This is a genomic window from Chryseolinea lacunae, from assembly GCF_016735595.1.
Classification (GTDB): Bacteria; Bacteroidota; Bacteroidia; order Cytophagales; family Cyclobacteriaceae; genus Chryseolinea; species Chryseolinea lacunae.
The window spans coordinates 510,830-528,962 of record NZ_JAERRB010000003.1; the positions used below are offsets into that span (position 1 = coordinate 510,830).

Sequence of the window (18,133 nt, forward strand, 5' to 3'; positions counted from 1 at the left end):
TTTGTTTAAGGCTTATATATGATAATTCCCTCGAAACCTGAAAATGAAAATCTGCGCCTGCAGGCCCTCCACTACTACGACATTCTGGACACTGCGGCAGAAAAGGACTTTGACGACATCGTTGAACTGGCCTCGCAGCTGTGCGAAACGCCCATTTCGCTGGTGAGTCTCATCGACGCCGATCGCCAGTGGTTCAAGGCCAGGAAAGGACTGGATGCACAAGAAACTTCACGCGACTTCGCGTTCTGCGCCTATGCCATCGGACAGGAAGATGAAGAAGTGATGTCGGTGGCCGATGCCTCTCGCGATGCTCGGTTCAGCGGCAACCCCCTGGTTAAGGGCCATCCCGACATTCGCTTTTATGCAGGCATGCCGCTGGTGACACCCGAAGGTTTCAAGCTTGGAACTCTTTGCGTGATCGATCGTAAACCAAAAGCCCTCACAGAATCCCAACTTTTTGGATTGAAAATATTGGCGAAGCAGGTCATGAAACAACTCGAGCTTCGCGCCACCGTGAAAGAACTGAAGCGTCTTAACGAAGCCAACAGCAAGATGCTTTCCATTCTGGGTCACGACCTGCGCGGGCCAATCAAAAATCTTGAAAGCGTGGTCACACTGGCCCGACAGGAAGCCGTGTCGCCGCAGGAGTTCAGCGAACTTCTGGGCATGGTGAGCAAATCGTTGAGCACCGCCGATGTGTTGTTCACCAACCTCATGCAATGGGCCGTCACGCAGTTTGAAGATGGTGGCCCCCAATGGCAACAAATAAACATTGCCGCGTTGATTGCCGACGAAATTGGCAGCCACAGCGCTGTGACCGACAAAGGAAATGCAATCATGTTAAATCTCGACGATGCCGCCAGGGTGTGGGCCGATCCGAACATGGTGCGTTTTGTGGTTCGCAATCTGGTGCACAACGCAAACAAATTCACCACACAGGGAAACATAGCCGTGTCGATAAAACAACATGACCAGCACGCCGAAATTTGTCTCGCCGACACCGGCATGGGAATGAATGCCGAAACCGTGTCGCGATTGTTTGATTGGAGTAAACGCAGAAGCACCGTGGGCACCCATGGCGAAAAAGGCACGGGACTGGGCCTGCAGGTTTGCAAAGAGGTGATTGAAAAAATGCACGGCAAGATTTGGGTGGAGAGTGAACCCGGGATCGGCTCCCGTTTCTATTTCACACTCCCCCTAACCAAGCTCTCGATTTACTGATTCGTTTATTTCTTCGCGAAGAATTTGAAGAACGACACAATGGTTTCAATGCCCAGCGTGAAGTTCTTCACACCGTAGTGTTCGTTGGGCGAATGGATGGCGTCGGTATCAAATCCAAAACCAAGCAACACCGTGTCGAGGTGAAGCTCTTTCTTGAACAACGCCACAATGGGAATGCTTCCGCCGTCGCGCGTAGGGATGGGCGTTTTGCCAAAAACTTCTTCGAAAGCATGACTCGCCGCCTTGTAGGCTGGCGATGCTGTTGACGTCACCGCTGGTTCGCCGCCGTGGTGGGCTTTCACGCTCACCTTCACATAGGCTGGTGCTATAGATTCAAAATGTTTTGTGAACAGCGCAGTGATGTCTGCGCTCACCTGATTGGGCACGAGGCGCATCGAGATTTTTGCGTGAGCCTTCGAGGGCAACACGGTCTTTGCCCCTTCGCCGGTGTAGCCACCCCAGATGCCGTTCACATCGAGTGTTGGTCGCACGCCCGTGCGCTCCAAGGTTGTGTATCCTTTTTCGCCTTTGATCTCGCCTATGCCCAGTTCGTGTTTGTATTCATTGAGGTCGAACGGTGCTTTGTTCAAAGCTTCGCGTTCGGCGGCACTCAGCTCAGACACTTTTTCGTAGAAGCCGGGAATGGTTACGCGTCCATTTTCGTCGTGCAACGAAGCGATCATGCTGCAGAGAATGTTGACGGGGTTGGCCACCGCGCCGCCATACACACCCGAGTGCAGGTCGCGGTTGGGTCCGGTCACTTCCACTTCCATGTAGCTCAAGCCGCGAAGGCCCGTGGTGATGGACGGATGTTCTAACGAAATGAGTGCCGTGTCGGAAATGAGAATGATATCGGCCTTGAGCTTTGTTTTGTTTTCTTTCACAAACGTGCCCAGGTTGTCGGAGCCAACTTCTTCTTCTCCCTCCACCATAAACTTCACGTTGCAGGGAAGCAGGTTCAGCTTCATCATGGTCTCGAAAGCTTTCACGTGCATATACACCTGGCCTTTGTCGTCGCACGCACCACGGGCAAAAATCTTGTCGTCTTTAACGACCGGTTCAAACGGCGGCGAAGTCCACAACTCAAGCGGGTCGGCCGGTTGCACATCGTAGTGTCCGTAGACTAAAACGGTGGGCAGCGAAGCGTCAACAATCTTTTCGGCATACACAATCGGGTGTCCTTTTGTTTCGCAGATCTCAACCTTGTCTACACCGGCGTGCGATAGTTTGTCGCGCAGAAATTCTGCGGCTTTCCGAACATCGTTTTTGTGACGGCTGTCGGCGCTCACAGAGGGAATGCGAAGCCAGTCGAAAAGTTCGGAAAGGAAACGGTCTTTGTTAGTGGAAATATATTCTTTAACCATGATGATGAAGTTAGGATAATGAGTTAGGGGCGCAAATTATGCTTTGGTCCTTGCGCCTGCAAGCATTGGTGCGTGAATAAAAAGGTCACGCGGCTAACATCAGAATCCTCCCTAAGGCGCAGGGCTTTTTGGAGACGAGTTCCAGAATAGTTTCATGCGAACAATACGCTGGTTGGCTTCACCAAGTTCCGCGTCGCGATAGACCTGATTGCCAAACACCACATCGTCTTTTGCCCAGATCAGACTTTCGGCGCCCCAGTCGGTAAGTTCTTTGTCCCAAAGCTTTGTGGGTTTGCCGTCTTGGAACGTCCACAGTTGAAAACCGTTGGGAACAAAACCGGCTTCGATATCGGCCGAGCCACAGAGAAAATATTTTTTGTCGGGCGAAAAGGTCGGCTCACTCCACATCCAGGTTTCTGTTCCATCGTTCTGGTCGATCATCACAAAGCCGTGACTTTCGAAGAAGATGGCAAAGACCAGCCATTGGTTCACGTCATCAAATTTCTTTTGAAAAACGTATGACGCATAATCCTGGTCTTGGGTGTCAGTGTTTTTGAGCGTTTTGGTTTGTCCGTTTTTCAGCTTGAAGATCAGACCTTCTTCTGTGCGCTTCACACGCGAATCTGTTTTTATACTTTCTGGTTCTTCCAGGTCGTGAGGCCCGTTGTAGGCAGGGTCGGCAAAAGTTATCGTGGTGTCTGTATAGGAATACGTTTTGATGTGTTCAATATCCAGGTCAAGCCACGGCCCGCTGGCGACGGCAAGTGTGTCGGTGGTTTGTGATACTGTGGTGGAGTCGGTGGTTGTTTCTGTTTCCTTTTTGGAAACGCACGAAACGATACACAAAACAAAAAGAAGATAGCAGGAGTATCGGAACATAAATCGTCTTATTTTTTCTTCCACTGCAACGTATTGATGAGGTGCATAATATCCTTCTTCATAAACTCAATGGCAGGCGCCAGCGAATCGTTGGCAACTTTTGTGTTGAAGTATAGCGCACCACGCATAAAGTTTTTGGTGGAGTCTGTCATCGTAAACTGAAACTGGCTTGGCACTTCGCCTTCCAGCTCGGCAATGACGGCTGTTTTTCCACTGGGTGTTTTTGTGATCACTTCGTTGATCGCATAGGCCTTGATCTGATGTTTTGACGTGAGCGTGTACGAATCGTCGAAGTATTCTTTCAGCAATTTTTGATTTTGAATGGGCTTGTAGGTGATGTGCACGTTGGCCTTGAGTGTGGGATAATAAATTTCCACCCACGATTGCTCGCGGATGCGCGACGTGTCTGCCAGCAGTGTGGCATGTTTGGAATACTCAAACGTGTAGGGCAGCGTGTCGGGCAAACTGCGGTATTCATGTTCGGGCAATATCAAACGATTATAGCCCAGCGGCTTTGGCAAATATTCGCGTTGACATGACGAAAGCACAAAGCCAATCGCCACCACAGCGCTTATGGGAAAGGAAAGATTCAGAAAATGTTTAAGCCTGCTCATGGACGTTTACTCTCACGCGTTTTATTCGGTTGTGATCGATCGATTCGATCACAAAGGTAAGGTGTTCGAAGCTTAGTTGGTCGCCGGGTTTGGGTTCTTCCTTTCCCAGCGTCAGAATAAATTCACCCAGCGATTCGCGTTTGCCAGGACGGCTATTAAAAACGGCAGGCGACACTTCCATGGTTTTGCAAAAGTCGGCAAGCGATGTCTTGCCTTCAAAAATATAGGTGCGGGCGTCGATGCGTTGAAACGGCGAGGTCACTTCATCAAATTCGTCGTTGATGTCGCCGATAATTTCTTCGATAATGTCTTCCAGTGTGATGAGCCCGGTGGTGTGGCCCTGTTCGCTTTGCACCACGGCAATATGCACCCGTTTCTCCTGGAAGTCTTTGAGAAGCTGATCAATTTTTTTTCCTTCGGCAACCACGTAGCCTGGCCGTAGCAACGACTGCCATCCATAGTCGGCGCCCATTTCCAAAAAGGGCAGCAGGTCTTTGATGTAGAGAATACCCTCAACCCTGTCCAGCGAGCCACGGTAGACGGGGATGCGCGAGAAGCCCGATTTTTCCACGTGGTCCATGAGCATATGAAAATCAAGAGAGATGTCGACGGCCGATATTTCTGAACGCGGGCGCATAATTTCGCGGGCGGTGAGCGTGCCAAAGTTCACGATGCCGCGCAGAATTTCTTTTTCGCCTTCGGGTGTGGCATCGTCGGCCGAAGCCAGTTCGATGGCTTCCTGCAATTCGCTGGAAAGACTTCGCATTTTTTTGGGATCGAACAGGCGTTCTACAAACTGGTTGAGCCGGCGCATGGGCATGTGCACGGGCGTGAACAGGTTGGTCAGAACCTTCCACGATGCAATGGCCCGCCGGGCAATGGCTTTGTTGTGCGGAACGGCAATCATCTTTGGCAAGATTTCGCCGACAATCGCGATGATCGCCGCTGCCGACAAAATGGTGACAAAGACTTTCCAAACGGATGGGTTATACGCATCGTTCAAAATCCACCATTGCAAGGCAGAGAAGGTGATCATGCACACATTCACGAAACCGTCCAGAATAAGAATGGTGACCAGCACCACGCGGGGTTTACTCATGAGCGTGGCCACGTCTCGTTCGCGTTTGTCGGTGCTTTCGCGAAAGGCGTCGAGCTCTTCGGTGGTGAGCGAGAAAAAGGCGGCTTCGCAGGCAGAGATGATCGCCGACAAAATCAAGAGCAGCAAGAGAAAGGACAGGCTCAACACATGTTGCAAAACCTGTCCTGCAAAAAGTTCAACAAATGAGGGCGTATAACCGGGGGGATCGTCCACGTGATGTTAGCGTTGGTGAAACATCAGAACGGCAAGTCGTCTGTGCTGCTATCGGCTCCTGCGCTGGCGCGGAAGCTGTCCGATGAGCTGCTTTCGGCGGCAGAATAGCCGCCACCCGAACCGCCGCCACTGCCTTTTGTGGAGAGCATGGTCATGTTGTCGCCCACCACTTCGGTGGTGTAGCGTGTCACGCCTTCTTTTTCCCATGAGCGGGTGCGGAGTTTTCCTTCCACAAAAACCATATCGCCTTTGTGCAAATATTTCTGTGCTATTTCGGCCAACCCGCGCCACAACACAATGTTGTGCCACTCGGTGATCTCTTTTTTCTCTCCCGTGGTTTTGTCTTTATAGCTTTCGGATGTGGCAATGGTGAAGTTCGCCACCGTGGCGCCGTTTTCCAGGTTTCGCACTTCCGGGTCTTTACCGAGGCGACCTACAAGGATTACTTTATTTACTCCTGACATAAAATTTAGTTGGGTTCTTCTGTCTACAAATAACGGACTCTTACCAGCAAAACCAAAAAATACCCAGGTCCACCCGGCTATAAAAGCTGGCGATCGGCGAGAAAACGGCTAATGAGAACCGGCTTGGGCAAGTCCGCGATTTTTTTCAAGGAATAGAATTTTAACCCCGGCTCGCCCGCCACGGCTTGCGAGGCTGATGCGGCAACAACAATGAATCGCGCGAATATGATTTGGTGACTCAGCACGTGTTTATAGACCGTGGAGGTGTCGGCTTCGCTTGCGTCGAGCGTTGCCACACCAGACGCGCTCAGCTCGGCCAGCAGCTTTTCTGTTTTCACCGCCTTGGTTTTTTCAATGAGGTAGAAGTCAAACAGGCCGTGCCAGATGTCTTTGGCCTCACGTTTTTTCATGAGGAGCGACTTCCCCTTCTGCATCACCACATAATAAAAGTAGCGTTTGCGGGCTGCTTTGGCCTTCGCCTTCACCGGAAGCTGAGCCTGCAGGCCATGTTGTGCGGCAAAACACGAGGTGCGAAAAATGCACGCAGGGCAATCGGGATTTTTGGGTGTGCAAAACAGCGCCCCAAACTCCATGATGGCCTGATTGAACACATCGGGGTGTTTTTTCGAGATGAGTTCGTTGGCGAGCTGGGTGAATATTTTTTTTCCCTCGGGGCTGTTAATTTCTTTTTCGATGCCAAACACCCGCGCCAGCACCCTGAACACATTGCCATCGACCACGGCCACGGGTTCGCGAAACGAAAACGAGGCGATGGCGGCGGCGGTATAGTCGCCGATGCCTCTCAGTTTTTTGAGATCTTCAAAATTGTCGGGAAAATGGCCGCCAAAGGTGTTCACCACCTCTTGTGCGCACTTGTGGAGGTTTCGTGCCCGCGTGTAATAGCCCAACCCTTGCCAAAGCCGGAGCACATCCTGCTCGGCGGCGGCAGCCAAAGCGTGGACGGTTGGAAATTTTTCTGTGAACCGTAGATAGTAGGGCAAACCCTGTATCACACGCGTTTGTTGCAGGATAATCTCCGACAGCCATACTTTATAAGGGTCTTTTGTTTGGCGCCAGGGCAGGTCCCGTTTGTTTTCCTCATACCATTTAACGACTTTATCAGAGAAATATCGCTTGTCCATCTTGCTGATTATCAGATTTTTTCAATATTCATTTTTAATTTTGGGGGCAGCCTTTAAATTTGCCCTCCCGAAAATTTTTCGACTTAAAAATATAACACTGTGACCAAAGCAGACATCATTAATGAAATCGCTGAAAAGACCGGAGTAGACAAAGCCGATGTTACCGCATCGGTGGAAGCGTTCTTCAGCGTTGTGAAAACGTCCATGTCGAATGGCAACAACATCTACATCCGTGGTTTTGGCAGCTTTATTAACAAAAAGCGCAAGAAAAAGATAGCCCGCAACATCTCCCGCAACACCGCTTTGGTCATCGACGAGCATTTTGTGCCCAGCTTCAAACCGGCAAAGATCTTCGTGAACAAGATCAAGAACAGTGACAAGGTTAAGCAACTGGAAGAAAAGTAACGCATGATTCCGGAGGGCGCCATTCAGCGTCCATCCTGAACCAGCTGTCCACCCGCCCACATGTTCAAAACCAGGATCATTCTATTTGTCGCCAGCGCCATCATCATTTGGCTCATCTTTCTATTGCCCAAAGTGGTGGTGGATAACGACAGTGCACTCACCGACAACCCGCAGGATTCTGCGAAGAAGGACGCGCCGGCCATGCACAGCCAGGCGCCGAAGGAAGTGATGGCCAGCATCCGAAATTTACGGGTTCAACTCAGAGAGGGTGCTGCAAAAGAAAAAAATGCTATCTTTGCCGACTCTTTAGCAAAATTGTACCAGATCGCTGGAAAATTTGACAGCGCAGCATGGTTTGCCGAAGAAGCATCGACGTTCTTAAATACTACTGAAAGTTGGATCCAGGCCGGTGATCTCTATTACCAGGCTTATTCGTTCGCGGTCGACAAGGGCAAACAAAATGTTCTTGCCGAAAAAACCCGGGAGCTTTATGGAAAGGCTTTGGAAGCAAACCCAAAGAACCTGGACATAAAAACGAAGATGGCCATGACCTACGTTACCTCGGCAAGCCCCATGGCGGGCATCACGATGTTGCGCGAAGTGTTGGCCGAAGATCCGAAAAACGAATTGGCGCTCTATAATATGGGCATGCTGTCGTTTCAATCCGGTCAATACGACAAAGCGGTTGAGCGACTCGAGGCGTTGGTGAAAATCAACCCGAAGCATACACAGGCGCAAATGTTGTTGGGCATTGCCTGGATAAACCTGGGCGACAAAGCGAAAGCAAAGGCCCAACTCGAAAAAGTGAAACAGATGGATGATGATCCGGCCGTGCAAGCCACGGTGGATTCGTATCTGAAGGATTTGAAATAATTGTTAAACCGTTCGCCACCTGGTGGACAAATTAAAAACATTACTATGCCAAGCGGTAAGAAAAGAAAGAAGCACAAAATGGCAACGCACAAGCGTAAGAAGCGTCTCAGAAAAAATAGGCACAAGAAGAAATAATCGGGTCACCGGTTACTAATGCGGGCCATCATTTGGCCCGCCTATACACATCATTTATTTTAATCAACAAAGTTTTGAGTAATGAACTAATTATTAGTGCCACTCAGGACGGATGTCGTATAGCCCTTCTCAAAGACAAGACACTGGTTGAATTCCACAATGAAGAAGAAGGAACCAAGTTTACAGTAGGTGATATATACCTGGGCACCGTGAAAAAGGTAGTTCAGGGGCTCAATGCAGCTTTCATCGATGTAGGCTATGATAAAGACGCCTTTCTTCATTACCTCGATCTTGGTCCTCAGTTCAGCTCGTTGCAAAAATTTACGAAGCTGGTACGGGCCAAAAAGATCAATGGTGGAAAACTAGACAAATTCACCCCGGAAGCAGACATCGACAAGCATGGGAAAATCACCCAACAGCTGTCGAAGAACCAATTGATACCGGTCCAGATTGTCAAAGAGCCTATCTCAACTAAAGGGCCCCGATTATCCTGCGAGTTATCCCTGGCTGGGCGATACCTGGTGTTGGTTCCATTTTCCAATGCCGTAAGCGTTTCGAAAAAAATCACCAGCAGCGAAGAGCGCAAGCGCCTTCTTCGTCTCATCCAATCCATTAAGCCACCCAACTTCGGGGTGATCATCCGCACCGTAGCCGAAAACAAGGAAGTAGCCGAACTCGACCGCGACCTGCGCTCGATGGTGACCACCTGGGAAGAAGGCATGACCCGTCTGGTCAACGCCCAACCCCGCGAGAAGATCATCGGCGAGCTGGACAAAACATCGTCGCTGTTGCGCGACATGCTCAACGAGTCGTTCGACAACATTCAGGTAGACGACAAGAAGATCTATGATGATGTGAAGACCTACATTCACACCATTGCCCCCGACAAAGAGAAGATTGTGAAGCTCTATAACGGCAAGGCAAAGATCTTTGAACACTTTGGCATTGAGCGGCAAATCAAATCGGCTTTCGGACAAACCGTGAGTCTGCGCGCCGGCGGATACCTGATTATTGAGCACACGGAAGCCCTTCACGTTATTGACGTGAACAGCGGCAACAAATCCAACCGCGAAGAGAACCAGGAAACCACGGCCCTCTCTGTGAACATGGAGGCCGCCAAAGAAATTGCCCGCCAGCTTAGGCTGCGCGATATGGGCGGGATCATTGTGGTGGACTTCATCGACATGAAGAACCCCGAGAACAAAAAGCTCATCTTCAAAATCATGAAAGATGAGATGCAGGACGACAAAGCAAAATCGACGGTGCTGCCGTTGTCTAAGTTCGGGCTCATGCAAATCACCCGCGAGCGTGTGCGCCCGCAGATGAACATTGCCACCAAAGAGGTTTGCCCCACGTGCAACGGCACCGGCAAAATCACGGCATCCATTCTGGTTTCCGACCTCATCGAGAAAAATATTGAACACCTGCTCGTGAAGCAAAACGAGAAAGACCTGGTGCTGGCGTTGCATCCCTATTTGTTCGCCTACTTCACCAACGGCTTCATCTCCGAGCGCATGCGCTGGTATTTAAAATACAAACGTTGGGTGAAAATGGTGAAAGACACCTCTATGGGTATCACCGAATACAAATTCCTCAACAAGGAAGGCGAAGAAATTCAACTCACTTCCTGATGCCTTACGCTTAGCGTTTCCACTTATCGGAAACGCTAAGCATAACGCTTCTGACACGACGGACAGAAGTAGGCCGACCGGCCACCGATCGTTTTAAACTCCGTAAATCCTCTGCAACCCTCCGGACACTTCAGGTCTGCACGTCGGTTTTCCAAAAAGAAATACTGACGCAATTTGTCGCGGTCGGCATTTTGTTTCACCGCTTCCTTGAGAATGGTTTTCATATGACCATAAATCGTTTTGAGCTGCGCCGCGGTGAGCACATTGGCGGTGCTCTCCGGATGAATGCGCGCCTGAAACAGAATCTCATCCGAAAACTCATTGCCCACTCCCGCCACCACGCGCTGATTCATGAGCACGGTCTTGATCGCCGTTTTTCTTTTATGCACAACGGCCACAAAATCTTTCTCCGAAATCTTCAATGCATCCGCACCATACCCCTGCCGTTGAATAAATTCATCCACATCCCTTACCCACCCAATCATACCCAGCCGACGCGAGTCCTGAAAGGCCAGACAATTCCCATTCTCAAATTCAACAAGCAACGCGAACGACCTGTGCGATTTTTTATCGGGCGTGTAGTATAAAAACTTTCCCGTCATGCCGAAATGAAGGAGCAGCGCACCATTCTTCTTCAGAAGCGCAAAGAAAAATTTTCCATGCCGACGAGTCTCCACAAAGATGTTCCCTTCAAGATTGTCGAGCACATCTTTTTCTTGAGTGTAAAACAACATATCAGGCGCACTAAGCCTGACTTTTTTTATTTTTTGATGAAGCGATGTCTTATCAAAATAACGCTTGAAGCTCTCTACCTCTGGCAATTCAGGCATACTAATTTTTTAAGATTAACGCCCCGGAGATTGCCATTGTTCAAGAGGCGCAAATGCCAGACGCTTGTATACCCTTGGCCTCCACACACTCACACCCACACTAATTCCAGCATGTTCCCATCAGGGCCTGATTCTATCTTTGGCCTGGCATTGGCATGTGCGGATCGAATCAAGCCCTGATGGGAACATGCGGGGCCACCGCGGCCCAGGAGCGGGGCTATGAAATGCCAGATAATAGATCCCCCGAAAACCCGACTATCTCACAAAATCCAGCAGCACAATCATAGTGTTAACAATCATTTTTCAATCGCCTCCAACACCCGTTGCACAAACCCATCCAAAGAAGAATTATCAATCCATCGCGCCACAACAACAAGATCATTTTCATAATCCACATAAATCATGTTTGTGCCATTACCAATATGAGCAAACGCAGTAGCCGGCGCACTCGGCAAATATTTTTTGTCAGTATTCACAAACCAATTCATAAAACCATAAGTCGGTTGCGCCGGAGTAGGCGTAAGCGACCACTTCACCCATTGCTCCGAAAGCAACTGCGTATTGTTCCACTTGCCACGTCGCAAAGTGAGATACCCAAAGCGCGCCATGTCGCGTGCAGTAATAAACATGCCTCCTCCCCAATGGCCACCACCACCCACAGCCTGAATCAATTGTCCATCCAACACCACCCATGAATTGTCATAGCCCATCCAACGCCACGATGCTGAAGCGCCAATGGGGTCCATAATATTTTCTTTCAACACCTGTGGCAACGGCTTTCGCCAGATGTTGAGGGCGGCGAGGGCCAGCACGTTCACGCGAACGTCGTTGTATTCATAAACCTCACCTGGCTTCACGCGTGGCCGTGTGGTCCACTCGGCAGCATTGGGCCCGGGCCGGTCGGCCCATTCGGGTTTGCCCCATAATGTTCCTTCCCAGTCGCTGGTTTGGCGCAGCAGGTCGTTCCAGGTGATGGTGCGGTTGTGCGGTGTGTCGAAAAGATTGATGAGCGTGGGCTCGCCAAAATGGTCGGCTTTATTGTTTCCGGTAGGCATGGCGTTGTATACATTCACCGGCGCCATCGCCTTATAAACCGAATCATAAATGTTCGGAATCAATCCCTTGTCATAGGCAACGCCTACCACCGACGACAGAAAACTCTTTGTAACGCTAAAGGTCATGTCCACACGCAGGGGCTCTCCCCACTCGGCCACGATGTAGCCGTTGCGGATCACCACGCCCGTGGGTTCGCCACGTTCTTTGAATGGACCGATGGCATCGCCAAAGGGCTCCTTGCCAAATGTTTGATAGTGGGTGACCTCAAGGTTGCGCGCACTTTTTGTTTCCTTCTCTTTTGCAAAGGCAATGGCCAGGGCAAGTTTGCCGGCGTCCATGCCAACCTGTGCGGGAGTTTTGGTTTGCCATTGTGTGGCCGACGGAAAGTAGGGGGCGGGTGCATTTTTCTTTTGCGCCGACAGAGACGCACAGGTGCCAACAAAGGCAACGACAAGCAACAATCGCATAGCATTCATAGGGCCACAGGTTTAGGGGTTGTGTAGTGCTAAATAGAAAAAGCCCGACATTTTTGGCCGGGCTTTTATAAGATTCCGTTGAAATGATTTTTAAACGGTCATGATTTCGACTTCTTTCTTCTTCATCACGCCGTCGATCTTGATGATATAGTCATCGGTCAGTTTCTGCACGGTCTCTTCGGCGTTCTTCACGTCGTCTTCCGACACGCCTTTTATTTTCTTGAGCTGTTCGTTAGTTTCTTTGCGAATGTTCCGAATGCTCACCTTGCCGTGTTCGCATTCCTGGCCTACTTGTTTCACCAGTTGCTTGCGTCGTTCTTCGGTGAGCATGGGCACATTGATGATCACTTGCTGTCCGTCGTTTTGCGGATTCAGGCCGAGGTTGGAGTTGATGATGGCGCGCTCGATGTCGGGAATGGTGCCGCGTTCCCAGGGTTTGATAAAAATGGTGCGCGGATCGGGAGTGGTGAGCGAGGCCACCTGATGGAGGGGAGTCATGGCGCCGTAGTATGACACCATCACGCCGTCGAGCATGGTGGGGTTGGCTTTGCCGGCTCTGATTTTGGTGAGTTCTTGGCCCACGTGTGCAAAGGCTTTTCCCATGAGCTCCTTTGCCTCTTCCAGAAACATCTCAATTTCGTCCATACGTAATTATCCAGTTAAGCTAAAAGTATTCTTGTGATGCGATCAGCTGATGAGTGTGCCGGCTTCTTCGCCTTTCACTACTTTCAGCAGGTTTCCTTTTTTGTTCATGTCAAAAACAATGATCGGCAAATTGTTCTCCATGCAAAGCGTGAAGGCCGTCATGTCCATGATGTTGAGATTTTTTTCGTAGGCTTCCTGAAACGACAGCTTGGTGTAGCGTGTGGCGTCGGGAAATTTCTCGGGGTCTTTGGTGTACACACCGTCTACGCGGGTGCCTTTCAACACCACGTCGGCTTGCACTTCCACTGCGCGAAGGCTGGCGGTTGAGTCGGTAGTGAAATAGGGGTTGCCAATGCCGGCACCAAAAATCACGATCCTGCCTTTTTCGAGATGGCGAATAGCGCGGCGGCGAATGAACGGCTCGCATACCTGCTCCATCTTGATGCCCGACATGAGCCGCGTGTAGACGCCGTGACGTTCCAGTGCGCTTTGCAGGGCCATGGCGTTGATGACGGTGGCCAGCATGCCCATGTAGTCGCCTTGCACGCGGTCGATGCCCAGGGACTCGGCCTGGCCGCCACGGAAAATGTTTCCGCCGCCAATAACAATGGCGATTTCCACTTTTTCGTCGCGCAGCGTCTTGATTTCGGCGCAATATTGTTCCAGCACCTCCTGGTTAATGTTGGTGTTTTTGGAAGTCCCTTGCAGGGCTTCGCCACTGAGTTTGAGGAGGATGCGTTTGTATTTCATTCAGGATGAGTTAATGAGACCGTAAAAAGTGTCGCAATATATTCAGAAGCGACAAGGTTTGAAAAAACAGTGCCCTTCAAATTGTTTAAAATCATGTCGAGAAGGCTGTTTTTGCCGCTGCCGTCAGAACTCGATGAGCACCTGGTTTTTCTCTACGCTTTCGCCTTTTTTCACCTTCACGGTTTTCACCACGCTGTCGCCCGAGGCTTTGATGATGTTTTCCATTTTCATGGCTTCCAGTATCAACAACGGATCGCCGGCCTTCACCGTGTCGCCCTCTTTCACGCGCAGGTCTATGATGAGACCCGGCATGGGTGCCTTCACGTGATTCACCTTGGCGCCGGCACTGCTGTTCATGCCCATTTGTTCGAGCAGCAAATCGAACTTGTCTTTCAGCGCCACCGTGTAAATTCTTCCGTTGATTTTGAAGCTGAACGACTTTGTTTCTTTTTCAACAGCCACCACTTCGGCGTTATATCCTTTGCGGTCGACCTGAATGTGAAACCTGCCTTCCGAAATTTTTGCAAGATCCCACGCCAGTGGTTTTCCATCGACTTGAAACAAACCATCGTCGGGCACGATGTCGAAAGTCTTTTGATTGACTGTGGCTTTATACATGAAGTGAGCAGGTTTAAAGACTGGCTTAAAGTTGCAATTTTTCTACGGGGAAATACAGAGCCCCGGGCATAAGATTGCGGGGTCCCGGAAAGTATTTTGCCTCAAGGTTTGATAATCTGAAAATTGTGAGCATACCTTTGTGCGTCCAAAAGACAAGGGGTGCCATAAAACAACGGGCTGAGATCATACCCAAAGAACCTGATGCCGGTAATGCGGCCGAAGGGAAGGCAAGGTTAAACGTAAGCAGGTGCATTCCCCTGTGCGCTGCAGGTTTAAACCATTTTTAACAACATGTTCAAAGTAGTAATGGTCGCCACGGCGCTGCTGTGGTCGACGGGCGCGTATGCGCAACAGTTTGTCATCGACGGAACCGTCGAAGATGCAAAAACACATCATGCCTTGCCGGGAGCAACCCTGGAAGTGCAGGAACTCAAACGGGTGGCCGTGGCCGATGAGTTCGGAAGATTCACGCTGCCAAAGGTTTCTGCTGGCGACTACACACTGGCCGTGAGGTTTCTCGGCTACACCGTGCGCCTCGAAAAAATTACGGTGCCCACCAGCGGTGCCGTTGTCATTGCCCTCGAAGAATCGCCACAACTCACCGACGAAGTGGTGGTGTTTGCCACGCGGGCAAACGACAAATCGCCCACCACGTTTTCTACGGTGAACAAGCAGGCCATCCAGAAACAAAACTTCGGACAGGACTTGCCGATGCTGCTCAACTGGACACCCTCGGTGGTCACCACGTCTGACGCAGGCACGGGCATTGGCTACACCGGCATTCGCATCCGCGGAAGCGACGCCACGCGCATCAACGTGACGGTGAACGGCATTCCCTACAACGACAGCGAATCGCAGGGCACCTATTGGGTAGACATTCCCGACATCGCGTCGTCGTCGCAAAGCATCCAGGTGCAACGCGGCGTGGGCACGTCCACCAATGGTGCAGGCGCATTTGGTGCCAGCATCAATCTGCAAACCAACACACGCAACGATGCGCCCTATGCGTCCATCACAACGTCGGGAGGCTCGTTTGGAACCTTGCGCAACACGTTGTCGCTCGGTTCCGGTTTGCTCAACAATCATTGGGTGGTAGATGCACGCGTTTCCAAAATCAAGTCCGATGGTTTTATCGATCGCGGATCGAGCGACCTGCAGTCGTATTATTTTTCGGGTGGCTACTACAACAAGGGCACCATGCTGAAGGCCGTTGTGTTTGGCGGCAAAGAACGAACCTATCAGGCGTGGTATGGCGTGCCGCAATCACGCCTCAACAACGACGAAGAAGCGATGCTCACCACGGCATCGAACGAAGGCTGGAACGAAACGCAGACCCAGAACCTGCTCAACTCCGGCAGCCGCACGTTCAATCCGTATACCTATAAAAACCAGGTCGACGACTATCGTCAGGATCACTACCAGCTTCACTTTTCGCAACGCATCGGTAGCGCCTTCACCGCCAACGCTGCGTTGCACTACACGAAAGGAAAAGGCTACTATGAAGAATATAAATACAACGAAAAGTTTTCGTCGTATGGCTTACCGGCCGTGCAGATCGGCGACTCCACCATTGCTACATCAGACATCATTCGCCGTCGTTGGCTCGACAATGATTTTTATGGCGTCACCTATTCGTTGAACTATGATAAGGACAACCTGAACATGATTCTCGGTGGTGCATGGAATCGCTACACGGGCGATCACTTTGGCGAAATTATCTGGGCACAGGTATCGGCCGTGCCCACGGAGTATCGCTACTATTTCAACAATGCCGACAAGCGCGATGCGAATGTGTATTTGAAAACGAGCTATCAGTTCAGCAACAGGCTGTCGGGCTATGTAGACCTGCAGGTGCGCAAGATTCTTTATACAACATCGGGCATCGAGAACAAACAAAATGCTTTGGCGGTGGATGTTGATTTCCTGTTCTTCAATCCCAAAGCAGGTGTCACCTATTCGCTTTCGCAGAGTCAGCAACTTTATGCATCGTTTGGCATCGCGAACCGCGAGCCCGTGCGCGACGATTTTGTGGACGCACCCAACGGCACGGTGCCCAAACGTGAAACGCTAAACAACCTGGAAGTAGGCTATCGCAAAGCAGGTAAGAACTATGCATTGAATGTGAACTACTACCTGATGGACTACAGCAACCAGCTTGTGCTCACCGGCAAAGTGAACGACGTGGGAGCATCGCTTCGGGCAAACGTAGACAAAAGCTATCGCACCGGCATCGAAGTTGACGGCACGATCAGACTGTCCGACAAATTTTCGTGGACGGCAAACGTGACCCTCAGCAAGAACAAGATCAAAAACTTCGACGAAGTGCTCTACGACTATGGCGCCGACTTTGATCAGTACAACGAAGTGAAACGGACCTATGCCAGCACCGACATCGCGTTTTCTCCCAATGTGATTGTGGGCTCCGGTTTTTCTTATCGCCCCATCAAAAACCTGGAAGCGACATGGCTGGCCAAGTATGTGGGTTCACAGTATCTCGACAACACATCCAATAAAAACCGTAGCATAAACGACTATATGGTGAACGACCTGAGGATCACCTACACGATTCACCCGTCGTTCATGCGTGAGATTGGGGTGAGCGGGTTGCTCAACAATTTTCTCAATGAGAAATACGAGTCCAACGGCTATACCTGGGGCTACCTTGGGGGTGGCAGTGAATACCGGGAAAACTATTATTTCCCGCAAGCCGGCACCAATTTTCTGCTGATGCTGACCTTGAAGTTCTAAGTAGGTCGGGAATGTGGGGCGGAAGCGGGATGGTGAAAGTTCACTTTAGCCTTGCTTCCGCCCTTTTTCTTTCTTTGGGCTCACGAACCGGTCAAAAATGCCGTTTTGTCATAGAACCAAGTTTGGCGCAAACCTTGTTATAACAGTGTAGTAAAGATTTTTGAACAAACCTTAAATACAACTATACATGGGAGCCTTAATTATTGGTCTTGTTTTTATGGCCATTGGCTGGATGGTAAGTGCCAGGCTGAAAAGCAAATTTCAACAGTATTCTCAAATACAGCTTGCCCGCGACCTCACGGGCGCTGACGTGGCCCGGCTGATGCTGGCCGACAACGGCATCACAGATGTTCAGGTAACAAGTGTTCAGGGGGAACTGACCGACCATTACAACCCGGGCACAAAAACCGTGAACCTCAGCCAGAATGTTTATTACGGTCGCAACGCGGCTGCCACTGCTGTGGCGGCGCACGAGTGTGGTCACGCGGTGCAACACGCCAATGCCTATAGCATGCTGAAATTGCGCTCAGCATTGGTGCCCATTGAAGCCATCAGTGCGAAGATCATCAACATCCTGTTTATGATTTCGATTTTTGGCTCGTTTGCAGCATCACAAATATTTCCATTCCAAACGGCCATTCTGGTCATCATTGGATGTTACGGTGTGTTTGCCCTGGTAGCCCTGGTGACATTGCCCGTTGAATTCGATGCCAGCCGACGTGCACTGGCGTGGGTACAAGCCCGCGGCATTGTGAACAACTCGGAATATGGCATGGCCAAAGACGCTTTGAAATGGGCGGCTATGACCTACGTGGTGGCTGCTATTGGTGCCCTCACAACCTTGTTCTACTATGTCATGCTTTTCATGGGATCGCGCGACGAGTAACAAATCGTTGTTAGGTTTTAAATAAAATTCAGACACGCGCATTGCGTAATTTATTCTTGAAGGCCTGGGGATTTCCTCAGGCCT

The 18,133-nt window shown here is 50.5% G+C and carries 17 protein-coding genes and 1 riboswitch; of the genes, 6 read left to right on the forward strand and 11 right to left on the reverse strand.

Going from position 1 to position 18,133, the window contains the following annotated elements:
- Nucleotides 1-18 precede the first annotated feature (18 nt).
- Nucleotides 19-1,221 carry a GAF domain-containing sensor histidine kinase gene (locus JI741_RS11390; RefSeq protein ID WP_202009370.1) on the forward strand — a complete coding sequence of 401 codons (1,203 nt, stop codon included), beginning with the start codon at nt 19-21 and terminating at the stop codon, nt 1,219-1,221.
- A gap of 5 nt (nt 1,222-1,226) precedes the next feature.
- Here JI741_RS11390 and JI741_RS11395 read toward each other — a convergent pair whose 3' ends face one another.
- The 6 genes from JI741_RS11395 to mutY form a co-directional block, all read right to left on the reverse strand.
- Nucleotides 1,227-2,588: a dipeptidase gene (locus tag JI741_RS11395; RefSeq protein WP_202009939.1), complete on the reverse strand. Its 1,362-nt coding sequence runs from the start codon at nt 2,586-2,588 to the stop codon at nt 1,227-1,229.
- A gap of 108 nt (nt 2,589-2,696) precedes the next feature.
- Nucleotides 2,697-3,464, reverse strand: coding sequence for a hypothetical protein (locus JI741_RS11400; protein ID WP_202009372.1), 768 nt, complete (start codon nt 3,462-3,464; stop codon nt 2,697-2,699).
- Nucleotides 3,465-3,472: 8 nt separating this feature from the next.
- Nucleotides 3,473-4,078, reverse strand: a complete 606-nt coding sequence (gene gldD, locus JI741_RS11405; RefSeq protein WP_202009374.1) for a gliding motility lipoprotein GldD — start codon at nt 4,076-4,078, stop codon at nt 3,473-3,475.
- Nucleotides 4,065-5,390 carry a gliding motility-associated protein GldE gene (gene gldE / locus JI741_RS11410; RefSeq protein WP_202009376.1) on the reverse strand — a complete coding sequence of 442 codons (1,326 nt, stop codon included), beginning with the start codon at nt 5,388-5,390 and terminating at the stop codon, nt 4,065-4,067. Before gldE ends, gldD begins: the two co-directional genes overlap by 14 nt.
- A gap of 23 nt (nt 5,391-5,413) precedes the next feature.
- On the reverse strand, nt 5,414-5,854 hold the full coding sequence (locus tag JI741_RS11415) for a single-stranded DNA-binding protein (RefSeq protein ID WP_202009378.1): 441 nt from the start codon (nt 5,852-5,854) through the stop codon (nt 5,414-5,416).
- A gap of 77 nt (nt 5,855-5,931) precedes the next feature.
- Nucleotides 5,932-6,996, reverse strand: a complete 1,065-nt coding sequence (gene mutY / locus JI741_RS11420; protein ID WP_202009380.1) for an A/G-specific adenine glycosylase — start codon at nt 6,994-6,996, stop codon at nt 5,932-5,934.
- A 99-nt stretch (nt 6,997-7,095) separates the two neighbouring features.
- Between mutY and JI741_RS11425 the strand changes: the two genes are divergently transcribed.
- The 3 genes from JI741_RS11425 (at nt 7,096) to JI741_RS11435 (ending at nt 10,040) form a co-directional block, all read left to right on the forward strand.
- Nucleotides 7,096-7,401 (forward strand): HU family DNA-binding protein, encoded by a 306-nt coding sequence (locus JI741_RS11425; RefSeq protein ID WP_073142978.1) that lies wholly within the window; start codon nt 7,096-7,098, stop codon nt 7,399-7,401.
- 60 nt (nt 7,402-7,461) lie between these two features.
- Nucleotides 7,462-8,274 carry a tetratricopeptide repeat protein gene (locus tag JI741_RS11430; protein WP_202009382.1) on the forward strand — a complete coding sequence of 271 codons (813 nt, stop codon included), beginning with the start codon at nt 7,462-7,464 and terminating at the stop codon, nt 8,272-8,274.
- A gap of 209 nt (nt 8,275-8,483) precedes the next feature.
- Nucleotides 8,484-10,040, forward strand: a complete 1,557-nt coding sequence (locus JI741_RS11435; RefSeq protein WP_202009384.1) for an Rne/Rng family ribonuclease — start codon at nt 8,484-8,486, stop codon at nt 10,038-10,040.
- 35 nt (nt 10,041-10,075) lie between these two features.
- On the opposite strand, the gene JI741_RS11440 is transcribed toward JI741_RS11435, so the two are convergent.
- The 5 genes from JI741_RS11440 to JI741_RS11460 form a co-directional block, all read right to left on the reverse strand.
- The gene (locus JI741_RS11440; RefSeq protein ID WP_202009386.1) at nt 10,076-10,870 is read right to left on the reverse strand and encodes an Fpg/Nei family DNA glycosylase; all 795 of its coding nucleotides are present in this window, start codon (nt 10,868-10,870) and stop codon (nt 10,076-10,078) included.
- A 296-nt stretch (nt 10,871-11,166) separates the two neighbouring features.
- Nucleotides 11,167-12,402, reverse strand: coding sequence for a serine hydrolase domain-containing protein (locus tag JI741_RS11445; protein ID WP_202009388.1), 1,236 nt, complete (start codon nt 12,400-12,402; stop codon nt 11,167-11,169).
- A 90-nt stretch (nt 12,403-12,492) separates the two neighbouring features.
- Nucleotides 12,493-13,047 (reverse strand): ribosome recycling factor, encoded by a 555-nt coding sequence (gene frr, locus JI741_RS11450; RefSeq protein ID WP_202009390.1) that lies wholly within the window; start codon nt 13,045-13,047, stop codon nt 12,493-12,495.
- Between the two features lie 42 nt (nt 13,048-13,089).
- Nucleotides 13,090-13,797, reverse strand: a complete 708-nt coding sequence (gene pyrH / locus JI741_RS11455; RefSeq protein WP_202009392.1) for a UMP kinase — start codon at nt 13,795-13,797, stop codon at nt 13,090-13,092.
- A gap of 123 nt (nt 13,798-13,920) precedes the next feature.
- A complete protein-coding gene (locus tag JI741_RS11460) occupies nt 13,921-14,415 on the reverse strand; it encodes a biotin/lipoyl-containing protein (protein ID WP_202009394.1) in 495 nt (164 codons plus the stop codon).
- A gap of 145 nt (nt 14,416-14,560) precedes the next feature.
- Nucleotides 14,561-14,657: riboswitch (TPP riboswitch) on the forward strand.
- Nucleotides 14,658-14,706: 49 nt separating this feature from the next.
- Here JI741_RS11460 and JI741_RS11465 point away from each other — a divergent pair.
- Nucleotides 14,707-17,163, forward strand: a complete 2,457-nt coding sequence (locus tag JI741_RS11465; RefSeq protein ID WP_202009396.1) for a TonB-dependent receptor — start codon at nt 14,707-14,709, stop codon at nt 17,161-17,163.
- A 187-nt stretch (nt 17,164-17,350) separates the two neighbouring features.
- The gene (locus JI741_RS11470) at nt 17,351-18,049 is read left to right on the forward strand and encodes a zinc metallopeptidase (protein WP_202009398.1); all 699 of its coding nucleotides are present in this window, start codon (nt 17,351-17,353) and stop codon (nt 18,047-18,049) included.
- Nucleotides 18,050-18,133 lie beyond the last annotated feature (84 nt).

Excerpts from the sequence above, each read along its gene's own strand:
- gldD (WP_202009374.1), bottom strand. The coding sequence starts at position 4,078 with ATGAGCAGGCTTAAACATTTTCTGAATCTTTCCTTTCCCATAAGCGCT.
- frr (WP_202009390.1), bottom strand. The coding sequence starts at position 13,047 with ATGGACGAAATTGAGATGTTTCTGGAAGAGGCAAAGGAGCTCATGGGA.
- JI741_RS11415 (WP_202009378.1), bottom strand. The coding sequence starts at position 5,854 with ATGTCAGGAGTAAATAAAGTAATCCTTGTAGGTCGCCTCGGTAAAGAC.
- JI741_RS11430 (WP_202009382.1), top strand. The coding sequence starts at position 7,462 with ATGTTCAAAACCAGGATCATTCTATTTGTCGCCAGCGCCATCATCATT.
- JI741_RS11400 (WP_202009372.1), bottom strand. The coding sequence starts at position 3,464 with ATGTTCCGATACTCCTGCTATCTTCTTTTTGTTTTGTGTATCGTTTCG.
- JI741_RS11445 (WP_202009388.1), bottom strand. The coding sequence starts at position 12,402 with ATGAATGCTATGCGATTGTTGCTTGTCGTTGCCTTTGTTGGCACCTGT.
- pyrH (WP_202009392.1), bottom strand. The coding sequence starts at position 13,797 with ATGAAATACAAACGCATCCTCCTCAAACTCAGTGGCGAAGCCCTGCAA.
- JI741_RS11460 (WP_202009394.1), bottom strand. The coding sequence starts at position 14,415 with ATGTATAAAGCCACAGTCAATCAAAAGACTTTCGACATCGTGCCCGAC.
- JI741_RS11465 (WP_202009396.1), top strand. The coding sequence starts at position 14,707 with ATGTTCAAAGTAGTAATGGTCGCCACGGCGCTGCTGTGGTCGACGGGC.
- JI741_RS11440 (WP_202009386.1), bottom strand. The coding sequence starts at position 10,870 with ATGCCTGAATTGCCAGAGGTAGAGAGCTTCAAGCGTTATTTTGATAAG.
- JI741_RS11470 (WP_202009398.1), top strand. The coding sequence starts at position 17,351 with ATGGGAGCCTTAATTATTGGTCTTGTTTTTATGGCCATTGGCTGGATG.
- mutY (WP_202009380.1), bottom strand. The coding sequence starts at position 6,996 with ATGGACAAGCGATATTTCTCTGATAAAGTCGTTAAATGGTATGAGGAA.
- JI741_RS11390 (WP_202009370.1), top strand. The coding sequence starts at position 19 with ATGATAATTCCCTCGAAACCTGAAAATGAAAATCTGCGCCTGCAGGCC.